Source organism: Flavobacterium sp. UGB4466, from assembly GCF_903469665.1.
Lineage (GTDB): Bacteria > Bacteroidota > Bacteroidia > Flavobacteriales > Flavobacteriaceae > Flavobacterium > Flavobacterium lipolyticum.
Window position 1 is genome coordinate 68,560 of sequence record NZ_CAGKLC010000006.1, and the last position, 14,585, is coordinate 83,144.

Here is a 14,585-nt window from a genome sequence, read left to right on the forward strand (position 1 = left end):
TAATAAAATATGTTACAAATGTATGGTGTTTTTTGAAACAAAAAAAAGTTTTAACTAAAAATTAATTTTATTTTGAAACTATGCTGCAAAGAAGTTCAGGTTAAAGTGACACAAAATGCGAGTTTTAGTAAGTTGTAACTGCTTTATTACTAGATTGCTTTTTGATGGAAGAGAGGTATACCCAGCTAATAAACAAAAGTTGCAGCGGTACTCTGAACCATAAGTAAGAAATGCCTTTTCCGCTATAATTGGCTGTTTGTAAATTGATACTGTGTGCGGCTGCATAGATATTGGCAGGAAGTAAAACGATAAAAAATACAATCAGCAGTTTTGCGGTAAGCACTCTCGTTTTTGGAATCAATAAGCCCACTGCTGCCAGGAGTTCTATAATTCCCGTTGCATAAACAATTGTTGTTGGCCAGGGCAAAAAAGAGACCATCATCGCCATTCCCCTGGTAAATACAAAATGACTTACAGCTGTAAAAACCAGCATGACAGCCATGGCAATTCGGGCTGACTGAAAAATTTCAATTTTTTTTGAGATTAGCTTTATCAAAAGCAACGTAAGGATAAAAACACCTAGTAACACAATTAAAGTTTCCATATCTTTTTTTAACAAAGTTGCGCAGTAAAGCAATTGAAAACAATGAACCTGGGTTAATAAATGCGTTTTCTGATTCTGCTCAAAGCTTGTGGAGTGATGCCAATATAAGAGGCAAGATATTTTTGAGGAATCCTTTGTATGAGCTGTGGCTGTTCTGTAAACAGATTCAGATAACGCTGCTCGGCGGATTCGTTCAGCAGCGAAAGTTCTCTTTTTGTTTTTTTAAGAAACAATCCTTCACTGGCAAAGCGTCCAATTACATTACCAATCTTAGTTTCGGCATAAATATCCTGAAGATCTTCGTAAGATATACGCCAAAGAACGGTTTCTGCGAGGGTTTCAATCGTGTATGTGACAGGTAATCTTGTGATAAACGAATCATAACCACTCGTAAATTCGCCATCGAATACAAAAGTAAAAGTACGGTCGTGATCCTCACCGGGAATGTAATATCTTACCAATCCCTTTTCGACAAAAGAAAGATAATTTTCGATGGTACCCGCTTTCAGTATTGGGGTTTTCTTTGGAAATTCTTCCCGGATGAGCTTAGATGAAAAAGTATTCCATTCGGCATCTGAAAGTCTTGCCATTCGTTCAAAATTGTCTCTTATCGATTGCATTTGTTTTTGAAATTAGATCTTAAAAGTAGCAAAAAAAGAATTGAAGCGGTCTGATTTGTGTGATGCATCCCATAATAAATGTCTATTTTTGTGACTACTAAATGATATGAGCAACTTTATTCAAATATTTCTATTTCTTGCACTGGGTTTACTTTTACAACGCATAAAGCAATTTCCAACTCACCTTTATAAGGTTTTAAATAAGGTCGTTCTTTATGTCTGTCTGCCTGCAATTACATTGTATCATATTCCGAAAATAAAATGGAGCAATGAATTATTGTTCCCTATACTGTCGGGCTGGATTGGTTTTCTACTGGCCCTTGTATTTTTTCATTTTCTCGGAAGAAGATTAGGCTGGTCAAACAAATTGATTGGCTGTTTGATTTTAACTGCGGGACTATGCAATTCTTCTTTTTTAGGCTACCCTATAATTGAAGCTCTGTTTGGTAAAAAAGGCTTAGAAACTGCAATTCTTGTAGACCAGCCGGGAACGTTTGTAGTGGTTTCTACACTTGGAGTTTTTGTAGCAGCTTTTTATTCTAAAGGAAGCGCGGATTCCCTTAGCATTTTAAAAAAGATCATCTTATTCCCTCCGTTTATTACATTTTTAGTGGCCTGTTTGTTGAATGTTCTTCAATACGATTTAGATACCAATATTCAGTCTGTTTTAGTCAAAATAGGGAGCCTTGTAACTCCTTTGGCCTTACTTTCGGTTGGATTACAGCTTACTTTTGACCGAAAAAGCCAGCATTGGCAATTTTTGCGCCTCGGACTTTTCTTTCGGCTTGTAGTAGTTCCGTTGGTCATTTTGGTTTTATACGTTTTTATTTTAAAGCAGCATTCTGAAGCCATAAAAATAACCATTATGGAAATGGCCATGGCTCCCATGATTACAGGTGCGATCTTAGCTTCGACTTATGGATTGAAACCGAGATTGAGCAGTATGATGATTGGTTTCGGAATCCCGATTTCATTTGTTACCCTTAGCATTTGGTATTGGATTCTGAGTTTAATTTAGTTTTAAATACTAATTAGATAGAGAATATAGAACTTTAACTTTTTTTTAGAAAATCGGTGTTTTCTTTGTGCTTTTTTTGACTAATTTTAGAGAAACTAAAAAATATACTATTATGTCAACATTAAGATTAGGAGATATCGCTCCGGATTTTCATGCAGAAACCACCGAAGGACCCGTTAAATTTCATGAATGGTTAGGTGATTCCTGGGGTGTTTTATTTTCGCATCCTTCAGATTTTACTCCAGTTTGTACTACCGAATTGGGAACAGTTGCCAATTACCTTCCGGAGTTCACCAAAAGAAATACAAAAGTTATCGCGTTAAGCGTAGATGGTTTAGACTCCCATTTAGAGTGGATCAAGGACATTAACGAAACTCAGAATACAACCGTTAATTTTCCAATCATTGCGGACGAGGATAAAAGAATTGCGACTTTATACGATATGCTGCATCCAAATGCAAGTGATAAATTTACGGTGCGCTCTGTGTTTGTAGTAGGTGCCGATAAAAAAATCAAACTTACTTTAACCTATCCGGCTTCAACTGGAAGAAATTTTGACGAGTTACTACGTGTTATTGACAGTTTACAATTAACAGCCAACTATAGTGTAGCCACTCCCGCCAACTGGAAAGACGGAGAAGATGTGGTGATTACACCGGCTGTTCCGGATAGTGATATTCCTGCGAAATTTCCAAAAGGATATACACCAATAAAACCTTATTTGCGTATTACACCGCAGCCTAATAAGTAAGGGGCTGAGTTTTTTAGTCATTGGATTTAATAAAGATTCCGAGTTTTTAAGAGTTTTTTCTTAGAGGTTCGGAATCTTTATTTTTTCCGGATTCAGGGGTCGAATAATAATTTTGGGATTATGCGGTTTAGAGTAGACACAAAAAGTGATTAATCGCCCGCTTATGAAACAAAAGTTGCCAGCTATTGAATTGTTTTTCTCAATAAAAGATTTGTATTGTAAGTTCGCTGTATGAATGCTTAAACAAGGATTTCTTTGTATGGCTCACGATTGAAATCTGAATTGCGCCAAAAGATTTGGATCTTATTTCAGTTTGCAAGAGTCGATAATAAAAGCAACTCCTTTATGGTATTCAAAAAAATGTAACTAAACCTCAAAATAATATGATTTCTAAAACAAACTTCAGAACGATCGGTTCGCTCGTAAGTATGCTATTTCTTTTCAATAGCTGTGAGAAGGGAGATAGTTCTGTTGATTCTGAATCAAAGACTCCTGATACTACAAATCCCGAGACAAAGACACCTCCATTAGCTGTTACCGCAAACCTGAGTATAGAATCCTCCAATACGTTTGGAATTTTAAAAGTATCACAAAACGATTTTAATTACTGGAACAGCCATACTGTTAATGAAACAGCAGCCGTAGAAAAACTAAAAACGCTTTGTAAAACTGAAATTTATCAGGTTTTGAAAGATGATTTTGATTTCATTGTGATCGTATTAAATAATGCAACAAGTACTCCTCCTGCCGGAATGCCTTATGGTATTTATCAAAGGGTAAAAAATGATGCACAGGGTATCGGACTTAGTATGTCAGACAACACAAAAGATTATGGTTCTGCGGGTAAACTACAAGGAGTTTATTTTCTTTACCTAAACAATATCCAGGGCGGACCTATTTTACATGAGATGTTTCACAGATGGGCCAATTATGCTGTTCCCCAAAATTATGTATACCATTGGGATAAAGTAAAAGGAATACTTAGCGGAATATCCAATAACATTGCCGATATTGAATTGTATCTTGCAGGAGCGATTTCTGCTTCAGAGATTAAAGATGCCGAGAGTCTGGCTATTTATAATGATCCCCGTTTTACCAATAAAACAAGAATACCAAACAGTACTAATTCGCAGAAAAGTTTTAAATCACTTTTGGTAGTCATGAATCCTACCACTCTGACAGATGCCGAAATAAAATCATACAAAGATCAAATTGCGAATGTCACCCGTACACCTGCACAAGGAATCACTACAGGCTACCAGAATTTGTATAATAAAAGCAGAGGATTACTAACGTTAACCATCGGAAATTTGGATAAATCCAAAAAATAAAATTGCATTATGACTAAAAAACACCATACGAATTGTAAAGGCGATGTTACTAAAAAACAAACCTTATTAAGGAGGTTTACGCCACTTGTTTTCTTACCTGTTTTATTTTGTTTCTTTTCGGTACTATTTTCTTGTAGTCATGATAATCTGCAAGAAAAGAAGGATCCTACGATAGAAAATCCTAAACCTGGTGAAGAACCTCAAAAGCCGGATACTCCAAGTACTCCAGGGAATAATGCAGGGCTTAAAGACCTTATAAGTAAACAGCAATTTCAGGAGTTGTTCCCTTATCGTTATGGAGCAGAGCAGAGCAATAACTGGATAGTGAATCCTTCAAAAGATTTTTATACCTACGATGCGTTGATGAAAGCAGTTGATCTTATGGCAGACCTAAAGGTTGTTATCGAAAGAAAAGGGTGGTTTCAGAAAATAACCCGTACTAAAAAATCGACTAATGAAACAAAAGTGATTAAAGAAGATGCCGATTTCAGTGCTTCCTGGAACAATAATACTGTAGTGAGACAAGAAGTTGATTATGCAGATTTTATAAGCATTGGTTCTTTGGAAGTACGAAAAAGAGAACTAGCCGCTTTTCTTGCTAATATATCTCATGAAACTACGGGTGGCTGGTCAACGGCACCGGGAGGAGCCTATTCATGGGGTTTACACTTTCGTGAAGAGGTAGGCTATGATGAAAATAGTACCACAGGTTACAGAGATGAGAATAACGTGGCTTATCCTCCGGTAGTAAAGAAATCCTACCACGGTCGAGGCCCCATACAGTTGAGTTGGAATTATAATTATGGGCAGATAAGTGAATTTTTATATGGAGATAAAAACGTACTGCTTAAGAATCCTGAAAATGTAGCCAAAGATGCGGCTTTGGCGTTCCAGACTGCTATATGGTTTTGGATGACACCACAGGCTCCTAAACCTTCGTGTCATGCGGTAATGGTTGGTCAGTGGCTGCCTACCCAACAGGATATTAATGAGGGACGTAAACCCGGGTTTGGAGCGACAATTAATATTATCAATGGTGCTTTAGAATGCAATAAAGCAGATAGTGATAAAACACAATCAAGAAGAGGTTTTTATCAAAGATATTTAACTGTTCTCAACACCAGTGACCCTAATTGTGAATGCCAATGCGATAAAATGCAACCGTTTAAATAAGGTATTACTATAAAAAAGCTCCATACAAAAAAATGTATGGAGCTTTTTTTTCTTAGCATCTTAGGACCTTAGTATCTCAGCGCCTTAGTGACTTTTGACCAATTCGGCCATTTTCTTTTTATCTCCTACAACCCAAAGAATATCATTTTTTTCTAAAATTAAGCTTGATTCCGGATTCAGAATCCTATTTCCATTTCGCTCAATTCCAACCACCATACCATTGGTTTTTGTACGGAATTGACCAATGCTTTTTTGTACAAAATCTTCGGGAGAAACTTCAAATTGACGTAAAACAATATCTGTTTCTTCTACTTTTGCCGGAGCCTCAATTTCATTTTGATTGAGGTATTTATTGAATTCAGTAACCTGAGCATCGGTACCGATAACACAAATTTCATCACCGGGAAACAGACGTTCGTTTTTAGTTGGAATTGGAATTGTAATATCTCCTCGTTTGATGTAAGCAATATTGATTCCCATCGATTCACGAATACGCAGTTCTTCTAGAGTTTTACCCACTAAATTGGATTCTGTCCCAATATCAAAAAAAGACATGTGACCGTCCCATGGCATTAAATTAGCATAACGTCTGTCGATTTTTTTGTTTTCGCGATCATTTAAATTTTTAAGAAAATGGCTTTCAATTTTATGGTATTGTTCGTTTAATTTTTTAGGGAATATTTGATAGACCACAATAGCAACAACCAAAGCAATAAAGGCAACTAAAGGAGAGAAGAAGATGTTTAGTAAAAATCCGATTAAGAACAATCCGAGACTCATTCTAATCAGAATCAGCATCAATATTGCACCACGGTATTTACGTTCTTCCCATAAAGAATCCACTTCTTCTACTGCCACTCTTCGAAGGGAGAGTGCCCATAAGAATGGCGCAATAATTACCAGGGTGATAAGAGCTGCCAATGTATTTCCGAATCTTGTTTCAGCAACTAAAGGCGCAACAAATTTTACCGATAATAAAATAATTGCTGTAATAATAATAGTATGCAGAACGATTTGAATGATATAAGCATTAAGCACTTTTTGCCAAACACTGACTGATTTTATCGCCTGTGCATTGACACTGTAACGATTAATGTTTTTAACCCATCTTTTGGGAAGTTTTCGTTCCAGAAAATCAGAAAATGGCACGGCATATTTGACCATAAACGGCGTTGTAAAAGTAGTGATGGCCGAAACGGCAACAACTACCGGATATAAAAAGGAGCTGGTTACATTTAGTGTCATTCCCAATGTAGCAATGATAAACGAAAACTCCCCGATTTGAGATAAACTCATCCCTGTTTGTACAGATTGTTTTAAAGGTTGTCCGGCCAGTAATGCACCAATAGTCGAACTGACAGACTGACCTATGATGGTTACCAAAGTTAAAATAGCGACAGGCAGTGCATGTGTGTATAGCATTTTAGGGTCGATAAGCATTCCAACTGATACAAAGAAAATAGCTCCAAATAGATCTTTTATAGGTTTAATAAGATGTTCGATGTGCTCTGCCTGAGTCGTTTCGGCAATGATAGATCCCATGATAAAAGCACCCAAAGCAGGTGAGAAACCAACATTTGCGGCAAAACTTACCATAGTTAAACAAAGGGCAAGCGAAATAATCAGCAACATTTCGTCTGTTAGTAAATGTTTGGCTTTTTTAAGTAAGGTTGGGATAAAAAAGATTCCGCCCAGAAACCATACGGTCAGGAAGAAAATCAGTTTTAGCACAGACATCATCAGTTCACTTCCTGAAAATTGCTGACTTACAGCAATGGTTGAAAGTAGCACCATCATCAAAATAGCAACAAGATCCTGCACAATTAAAGACCCAATTACAATTCCGGCAAATTTTTGAGCTTTTACGCCTAGTTCATCAAAGGTTTTCAGGATAATAGTTGTCGAAGAAATAGAAAGGATAACACCTAAGAAGATACTGTCCATTTGTTCCCAGCCCATCCAGCGCCCGACCATATAACCCATGACGACCATCGTTACAATTTGGGTAATAGCTGTTATGGAAGCGGTTCCTCCAACTTTCATTAGCTTTTTAAAACTAAATTCAAGACCTAAACTAAATAGTAAAACGATTACACCAATTTCTGCCCAAACTTCAACACTTTTCATTTCAGTAATGGTAGGAAAGAAATCAAAATGATTTCCGGCCAAAAAACCCGCTATTAGATAACCTAAAACCAGAGGTTGTTTGATTAATCTAAATAACAGAACAGCAATTCCTGCAGTCAGCAGGATGAGACCTAAGTCGCTAATTAGAGGTTGTAAGTGGTGGGTAGATGCGGTGGCGGCGTTTAATGCGATCATAGAGTAGTGTTTTTTGTTAAGAAAATCATCCGGCTTTTTGTTTCAGTGTTTTGCTAAAAAAGATACGGCGTTTGGAAATAACAGTTTTTCATGGCAAATAAATTCACTGAACTCCTTTGAAAAACAAAAGTGGAGTGAATCAACAGGACTAATTTTTTAATACAATTTGTAAATAAAAAAAGCTATCGATAAAGATAGCTTTTTTTGAGAAAATATTTTAGGTTTTCTTTAAATTCCCACATAATTACTAGGGGTAATGGCTAATAATTCGGCTCTGACAGCATCAGAAACTTCTAAAGTAGCAATAAAATTATGAATGGCATTTTTGTCAATTGCTTCATTTGTTCTGGTTAAACCTTTCAAGGCTTCATACGGATTTGGATAAGCCTCACGACGAAGGATTGTTTGAATTGCTTCGGCTACAACAGCCCAGTTTTTCTCTAAATCTTCAGCAAATTTAGCTTCATTCAGCAATAATTTGTTTAAACCTTTTAAAGAAGCCTCAAAAGCAATAATGGTATGTCCCATTGGAACTCCGATATTACGTAAAACGGTGCTGTCTGTTAAATCACGCTGCAATCTCGAAACCGGTAATTTTGCGGCTAAATGCTCAAAAATAGCATTCGCAATTCCTAAGTTTCCTTCTGAATTTTCGAAATCAATAGGGTTTACTTTATGCGGCATAGCAGAGGAGCCAATTTCTCCCGCTTTGATTTTTTGTTTGAAATAATCCATCGAAACATACGTCCAGATATCACGATCTAAATCGATGATGATCGTATTGATTCTTTTTAAAGCATCGAAGAATGCAGCAAAATGGTCATAATGTTCGATTTGAGTGGTAGGGAAGGAATGGTGTAAGCCAAGATCCGTTTCTACAAATTTATTACCAAACTGTTTCCAGTCGATCTGTGGGTAAGCTACGTGATGTGCATTGTAATTTCCGGTTGCACCACCAAATTTAGCAGCAAACGGAATATTAAATAACAAACGCATTTGTTCTTCTAAACGCTCTACAAAAACTAAAATTTCTTTTCCTAAACGAGTAGGAGAAGCAGGCTGTCCGTGTGTGCGTGCCAACATTGGAATAGCTGCCCATTCTACGCTTAGTTCTTTTAATTTAGAAATTAAAGCAATTAACGAAGGCATATAAACCTGCTCAAACGCTTCTTTTGTTGAAAGTGGAATCGCAGTGTTGTTGATATCCTGAGAAGTTAATCCGAAGTGAATGAATTCTTTGTATTGAGATAAACCCAGTTTTTCGAAAGCATCTTTGATAAAGTATTCTACGGCTTTTACATCGTGATTGGTTACTTTTTCAGTTTCTTTAATCCAAAGAGCATCTTCAGTAGAGAAATTTTTATAGATGTTTCTTAAACTTTCAAACAGATCAGGATTTACGTCCGAAAGCTGTGGCAAAGGTACTTCGCACAAAGCGATGAAATATTCAATTTCAACCAGTACCCGGTATTTGATTAAAGCTTCCTCAGAGAAAAAGGGTGCTAATGAAAGGGTTTTATTTCTATATCTTCCGTCAATTGGAGATATAGCATTCAATTCGTTTAAAGTAGTCATTGTTATGTTGTTTGTTCGAAAGGCACAAATATAAACAGAATTTGTGGATAAAAAAGGATAGTTCTTAGTGATTAGTGATTAGTCCTTAGATGTTTGTTTTATTCTCGAGGCTAAGGACTAATCACTAAGGACTTAAAAACTAAAACCAGATTTTAAACGATCTCTTAAAGTGGCTACACCTTTTGAGGCGACTTCGGCAATTACGTCTACTTTATTACGAAGGTTTGGGATGCTGATTGGATTTGGATCAATATAGAAAACAGGTGTGACAGAGGGCGTATATGAAATTAATCCTGCCGCCGGATATACTTGTAGCGATGTTCCAATAACGGCAAAATAATCAGCTGTTTCGGTAATGTCGATGGCTTCTTCAAGAGCAGGAACGTCTTCGCCAAACCATACAATATGAGGGCGAAGCTGATGTCCGTTTGGGTCCAGATCACCAGTATAGAGGTCTTCTGTCCAGTCTAAAATTAAGTTGCGATTTTGAGTGCTTCGTACCTTTAGTAATTCTCCATGTAAATGCAGGACTTTGGTGCTTCCGGCACGCTCGTGCAGATTGTCTACATTTTGGGTGATGATGTGCACATCAAAATCATGCTCTAGTTCGGCTAGAATGTTATGTCCTGAATTGGGTTCTACTTCCTTAAGCTGCTGGCGTCTTTTGTTGTAAAAGTCCAGAACCAATTCCTGATTTTTTCTCCAGCCTTCAGGAGTGGCAACTTCCATCACATCATGACCTTCCCATAAACCATCACTGTCGCGAAAAGTTTTGATCCCGCTTTCAGCACTAATTCCGGCTCCGGTTAAAACCACTAATTTCTTTTTCATTGTAGTGTAATTAAAGGATAAAAATAGTGATTTCTCCATTTAGTTTCAGAATAGCAGTATTACCATTACATTTTTTTTAATAGTTTAGATAACCGATAAAAGCGTATTTATACTTATTGTTTCGGTCTTACAAATTATCTAGTTTTAGTGAGCAATAAAAGAAAAGAAATTTTAAATGATTTTAATACAATTTACAGGATTATCGGGTTCGGGTAAAACAACATTAGCTGAAAATGTGCGACAGCTTTTAATAGAAAAAAAGTATAAAGTCGAGATAATTGATGGCGATGTATATCGGAAAACCATCTGTAAAGACCTGGGATTTTCTAAAGAAGACCGCTGCGAAAATGTCAGACGTCTTTTTAATGTTGGACGAAATTTTGTTGTATCGGACACGATCGTTTTGATGTCAGTTATAAATCCATATGAAAACCTGAGAAACGAATTGCGCAATCATGAATTTGTCAGAACTGTATATTTAGATTGTTCGATTGATAATTTAATCGAAAGAGATCCTAAGGGATTGTATAAAAAAGCATTATTATCGGATAATGATCCTGATAAAATAAAGAATTTTACCGGTATAAGCGATATTTTTGAAACTCCGTTACAACCAGATTTAGTGCTGAAAACTGATGTAGAAAGCGTTCCTGTTTCGACTCATAAACTGTATCATTTTATTTTAAACAGTTTACCTGATTTGGCTTGATCTTTAAAATCAGGTTCCCAAATTCTATTTATTTTACTTATTTCTTTGATGATAAAGCGTTTGTAATTTTTTTATATTTACAAACCCCAAAGCATACCGTCTAATTTAATTTTTTAATGCTTATGAACCCTTCTTCCAGTAAACTTCCTGTTTCTTTTTTAGCAGATAAATTGCAAAAAGAACTGGCAATATGCGAAAATGATCTCTGGACGCCCCATTTTAATACTGGCGACTATAGCGGCAATTGGACAAGTGTATCCTTAAGGTCACAGTCCGGTTTAGTAAACGATATTACCTCTTTTGCTAATCAAGAGTATAAAAACACAGCATTACTGGAGAAATGTCCTTATTTTAAGGAGATCATGGATTGGTTTCAGTGCGAGAAGGAAGCTGTGCGTTTGCTCAGGTTAGGACCGCAAAGCGAAATAAAAGAACATACGGATAACGATACCTCTTATGAAGATGGGTTTTTTAGAATTCACGTTCCGATCATAACCAATTCTGATGTACTTTTTTATGTGGATAAAAAACTGGTTCCCATGAAAATAGGGGAGTGCTGGTACGCAAATTTTCAGCTTCCCCATAGTGTAGAGAATAAAAGTGCTGAGGCACGTATTCATCTTACGTTGGATTGTGTCCGAAATGACTGGTCCGATCAATTGTTTGCTGAAATGGGCTTTGATATTCATTATTCCCGAGAAAAAGAGCAATATTCTGATGAGGTAAAACAAATGATTATTGCAGAACTTTCCCGAAACCCGTCGGCAGCTGGAGCTCAGATTATTGCCGATTTGCAATCCTAATAAATACCGAAGAATGGAAAACACAAATCATCCTTTACTAAATTGGATTCCCTATAAATTAATCGAAAAAGAAAATGAAGTTTATCTGGAATGGCTGTACCTGGCTGATAAAAGATATGTCGATCCTTTTTTTGATGAAACCATTTCGAAATGTAAGAGTCATGCCTATAATTCAACATCATTTAAAATTGTTAGTACGGTAGAAAATTTAGTAGACTGGTCAAACGAATTGGTTTCGGCAGATTTAAAATCACTCGTATTTCATGTTTCCCGATGTGGTTCTACAATGCTGAGTCAATCGCTGGCAACTTCGAAGGAGAATATTATGATTTCGGAAGCACCTCTTATCGATGAAATTTTAAGAAGTCATAACTTTGGAACAGATAAAAAAAGCGTGCTTTTACAATCGGCTTTGAAATTCTTAGGTCAAAAAAGATTTCCGGAACAAAAGAATTTAATTGTAAAATTAGATGCCTGGCATATTTTTAAAGCCGGATATCTGAGGTCAATATTTTCCGGGCTGCCTTTTGCTTTGCTTTTTAGGAATCCGGGTGAAGTCTTAAAATCGCATCAAAAAATGATGGGGATGCACATGGTTCCAAATTTATTACCGCCGGAAGTTTTTGGGATTACCGCCAGAGAAATTAGCGAGATCAGTTTCCAGCAATATGGAGCCTTGATCTTAGGGAAGTATTTTCAGGGTTTTCTGGATTTTTATGAAACAGATCAAAATGTCGTAAAACTCAATTATAACGATGGTATGAGAAGCGTCATCGAAAAGTATATATCCTTTATTAATATTGATTACAGTGCCAATGAACTTGAAAAAATGTATGAAAGACTCAACAGACACTCTAAAAATGAAAATGCCACTTTTGAAGGCGATTCGTTTAAAGAGGAAGCCTTAGAAATCGATTTGACATTGGTAAACAATTTGCATGAAAAACTGGAGAATATTTTTGTAGAAGATGCGTCACATTGAAAAAAGATCTCAGTTTTTCTTTTTGTTTTATTAGGCGGTGTTTTTTCTTACAAAAAAATAAATCTCTTTAATAAATAAAGTGTATTTTTGTGGCAAATTAAGATGGAAATGATTGATTTAGATTACCTCGCTTTTCTTGAAAATATATTAACAGACAACCGCAAAGAACGATTTTTGGATGTTCTGGCCAATCGCACCAAACATTTTACAGTTGCTGTAGAAGATGTTTTTCAGATGCATAATACTAGTGCTGTGATGCGCAGTTGTGAGGTTTTCGGAATTCAGGAACTGAATATTATTGAGCAGCGTTTCGGAAAAAGAATCGATAAAGAAATCGCTCTGGGTGCACAAAAATGGGTTGACATCAATCGTTTTGATACCGTAGAGGGCTGTATGACTTCTTTGCGAAACCAAGGATATCAAATTATTGCGACAACTCCGCATGAAAACGATTGTTTAATTCAGGATTTCGATATCACAAAACCAAGTGCCTTATTTTTCGGAACAGAAAAAGACGGATTATCTCCTGAAATTATGGAAAAAGCGGATGGTTTTCTTAAAATTCCGATGGTAGGTTTTACAGAAAGTTTAAACATTTCCGTTTCGGCAGCCATTATCATTCAAAACCTGACCAACCGATTGCGAAATTCAGATATCAAATGGCAATTGTCAGACGAAGAAATTCTAGAAAAACGATTGATTTGGGCGAAAAATTCGATTAAAGATATTAGGCGTATTGAAGCACGATATTATTCTGAGAAAGAAACATCAGATTAGTATTTTTGGAGATCTTCGCAATGTAAACGAAATACTCCGATTGTATTGAATAATGATAATGAAATGATTTAATTTTTTTTTCAATAAAAAAGAGTTGTCGAAATTCGTGTTGCAAAACAGAATCATTTTAATGCCACTCCTTCTGTAAATGGTACCGGACAACGATAGGATAAAAATAGAGGTTATCTTTAAACTGGAATGCTTTGTCTTTTAGCTAATGACAACATTATTAATTCTTAGCTTTGGATTTGCAAGATTTTTAATAATGGTAAATACGGTCTGATAATTTAAAATTGTCTTACCAAACAAATCCTCAAACTGTCTGTAATTTTCATTGAACATTTGTTCCTAATTTAGGATAGAAAACGGTGCACTATTTCTACTCGATGGCTCCCCCCGGAAGGAACTCTCTGTTTCCTAATAACAGATGCTCTGCTGTTTCTAACTCTATTGTATTTTTATTCTATATTATGTACAGATTTTAAGAAAGGATTGATTTTTTGTTTGCCATAACGATTCTAAGCCTTTTTCTGGTGAAAAATGTTTGAAAATTTTATAATCAAATCATGGATTGTGAGAATTTTAAAAAAGAAATCTCATACCATAAAACTTGTCTAAAGTCTGAAAATTGGCCTGTTTGTAATGTTTTCAAACATAATTATTCAGACTAAATTTATAAAACTAACAATTGTTTATTTAATAATCTGTAAGAGCTTTCAAAATAATTGATTAAGCTTATTTTTTTTTTTAAAGAAGAACGATCTGCTTTTATCTTTTTTTTTTCGTGTTAAACTTTTAAGGATATTGCTTTATTTATAAGAATATTCTTATTTTTGAATTTGAAATCTTGTAATTCCGTATAACCATGTTAAAAATAAGGGTATATCAGTTGTTTAGTCCCGGAATGCCTTTCCGTATTGGGGATATGACTTGACTGTTGGGAAAACAAGTAAATTCACGGAATATTAATTAATAACGACAGCCAAAGAAATTAATGTACGTGATGAAAGTGATGGTGTCATCGCGTTTGATCAAAAAAACATTCATTTATTTTGAAAGTATGTTGTTTAGTATATTATAAAAATGAAA

General features: G+C 35.7%; 13 protein-coding genes. 8 read left to right on the forward strand and 5 right to left on the reverse strand.

Translation table 11 applies throughout. The features are described 5' to 3' along the window. Positions 1-124: 124 nt before the first annotated feature. Entirely contained in the window at positions 125-604 is a 480-nt protein-coding gene (locus tag JO950_RS03180) for a hypothetical protein (RefSeq protein ID WP_202701116.1), read from the reverse strand. 53 nt (positions 605-657) lie between these two features. Beyond that, positions 658-1,224 (reverse strand): Crp/Fnr family transcriptional regulator, encoded by a 567-nt coding sequence (locus tag JO950_RS03185; RefSeq protein WP_202701118.1) that lies wholly within the window; start codon positions 1,222-1,224, stop codon positions 658-660. Between the two features lie 106 nt (positions 1,225-1,330). Here JO950_RS03185 and JO950_RS03190 point away from each other — a divergent pair, with 106 nt between their 5' ends. The 4 genes from JO950_RS03190 to JO950_RS03205 all read left to right on the forward strand — a co-directional run bounded on the left by JO950_RS03190 (position 1,331) and on the right by JO950_RS03205 (position 5,497). Continuing rightward, a complete protein-coding gene (locus JO950_RS03190; RefSeq protein ID WP_202701120.1) occupies positions 1,331-2,242 on the forward strand; it encodes an AEC family transporter in 912 nt (303 codons plus the stop codon). A gap of 112 nt (positions 2,243-2,354) precedes the next feature. Then, entirely contained in the window at positions 2,355-2,993 is a 639-nt protein-coding gene (locus tag JO950_RS03195; protein ID WP_017495137.1) for a peroxiredoxin, read from the forward strand. 383 nt (positions 2,994-3,376) lie between these two features. Beyond that, complete coding sequence (locus JO950_RS03200) at positions 3,377-4,324, forward strand: hypothetical protein (protein ID WP_202701122.1); 948 nt, start codon at positions 3,377-3,379, stop codon at positions 4,322-4,324. Between the two features lie 9 nt (positions 4,325-4,333). Further along, positions 4,334-5,497 (forward strand): chitinase, encoded by a 1,164-nt coding sequence (locus JO950_RS03205; RefSeq protein WP_202701124.1) that lies wholly within the window; start codon positions 4,334-4,336, stop codon positions 5,495-5,497. 84 nt (positions 5,498-5,581) lie between these two features. Here JO950_RS03205 and JO950_RS03210 read toward each other — a convergent pair whose 3' ends face one another. The 3 genes from JO950_RS03210 to JO950_RS03220 form a co-directional block, all read right to left on the reverse strand. Then, positions 5,582-7,819: a cation:proton antiporter gene (locus JO950_RS03210; RefSeq protein WP_202701128.1), complete on the reverse strand. Its 2,238-nt coding sequence runs from the start codon at positions 7,817-7,819 to the stop codon at positions 5,582-5,584. A gap of 228 nt (positions 7,820-8,047) precedes the next feature. Next, positions 8,048-9,394: an adenylosuccinate lyase gene (purB, locus tag JO950_RS03215; RefSeq protein ID WP_017495141.1), complete on the reverse strand. Its 1,347-nt coding sequence runs from the start codon at positions 9,392-9,394 to the stop codon at positions 8,048-8,050. Positions 9,395-9,526: 132 nt separating this feature from the next. After that, positions 9,527-10,225, reverse strand: coding sequence for an NAD-dependent deacylase (locus tag JO950_RS03220; protein WP_202701130.1), 699 nt, complete (start codon positions 10,223-10,225; stop codon positions 9,527-9,529). A 175-nt stretch (positions 10,226-10,400) separates the two neighbouring features. Here JO950_RS03220 and cysC point away from each other — a divergent pair, with 175 nt between their 5' ends. From cysC to JO950_RS03240, 4 genes are all read left to right on the forward strand, one after another. Beyond that, on the forward strand, positions 10,401-10,934 hold the full coding sequence (gene cysC / locus JO950_RS03225) for an adenylyl-sulfate kinase (protein ID WP_202701132.1): 534 nt from the start codon (positions 10,401-10,403) through the stop codon (positions 10,932-10,934). Between the two features lie 122 nt (positions 10,935-11,056). Continuing rightward, complete coding sequence (locus JO950_RS03230) at positions 11,057-11,737, forward strand: aspartyl/asparaginyl beta-hydroxylase domain-containing protein (protein ID WP_202701134.1); 681 nt, start codon at positions 11,057-11,059, stop codon at positions 11,735-11,737. Positions 11,738-11,750: 13 nt separating this feature from the next. Then, entirely contained in the window at positions 11,751-12,719 is a 969-nt protein-coding gene (locus JO950_RS03235; RefSeq protein WP_202701136.1) for a sulfotransferase family protein, read from the forward strand. 108 nt (positions 12,720-12,827) lie between these two features. Next, on the forward strand, positions 12,828-13,496 hold the full coding sequence (locus tag JO950_RS03240; RefSeq protein WP_202701138.1) for an RNA methyltransferase: 669 nt from the start codon (positions 12,828-12,830) through the stop codon (positions 13,494-13,496). Positions 13,497-14,585 lie beyond the last annotated feature (1,089 nt).

What these genes read in the sequence shown, in the direction of transcription:
- JO950_RS03180 (WP_202701116.1), bottom strand. Translation starts at nt 604, where the DNA reads ATGGAAACTTTAATTGTGTTACTAGGTGTTTTTATCCTTACGTTGCTT.
- JO950_RS03185 (WP_202701118.1), bottom strand. Translation starts at nt 1,224, where the DNA reads ATGCAATCGATAAGAGACAATTTTGAACGAATGGCAAGACTTTCAGAT.
- JO950_RS03190 (WP_202701120.1), top strand. Translation starts at nt 1,331, where the DNA reads ATGAGCAACTTTATTCAAATATTTCTATTTCTTGCACTGGGTTTACTT.
- JO950_RS03195 (WP_017495137.1), top strand. Translation starts at nt 2,355, where the DNA reads ATGTCAACATTAAGATTAGGAGATATCGCTCCGGATTTTCATGCAGAA.
- JO950_RS03200 (WP_202701122.1), top strand. Translation starts at nt 3,377, where the DNA reads ATGATTTCTAAAACAAACTTCAGAACGATCGGTTCGCTCGTAAGTATG.
- JO950_RS03205 (WP_202701124.1), top strand. Translation starts at nt 4,334, where the DNA reads ATGACTAAAAAACACCATACGAATTGTAAAGGCGATGTTACTAAAAAA.
- JO950_RS03210 (WP_202701128.1), bottom strand. Translation starts at nt 7,819, where the DNA reads ATGATCGCATTAAACGCCGCCACCGCATCTACCCACCACTTACAACCT.
- purB (WP_017495141.1), bottom strand. Translation starts at nt 9,394, where the DNA reads ATGACTACTTTAAACGAATTGAATGCTATATCTCCAATTGACGGAAGA.
- JO950_RS03220 (WP_202701130.1), bottom strand. Translation starts at nt 10,225, where the DNA reads ATGAAAAAGAAATTAGTGGTTTTAACCGGAGCCGGAATTAGTGCTGAA.
- cysC (WP_202701132.1), top strand. Translation starts at nt 10,401, where the DNA reads ATGATTTTAATACAATTTACAGGATTATCGGGTTCGGGTAAAACAACA.
- JO950_RS03230 (WP_202701134.1), top strand. Translation starts at nt 11,057, where the DNA reads ATGAACCCTTCTTCCAGTAAACTTCCTGTTTCTTTTTTAGCAGATAAA.
- JO950_RS03235 (WP_202701136.1), top strand. Translation starts at nt 11,751, where the DNA reads ATGGAAAACACAAATCATCCTTTACTAAATTGGATTCCCTATAAATTA.
- JO950_RS03240 (WP_202701138.1), top strand. Translation starts at nt 12,828, where the DNA reads ATGATTGATTTAGATTACCTCGCTTTTCTTGAAAATATATTAACAGAC.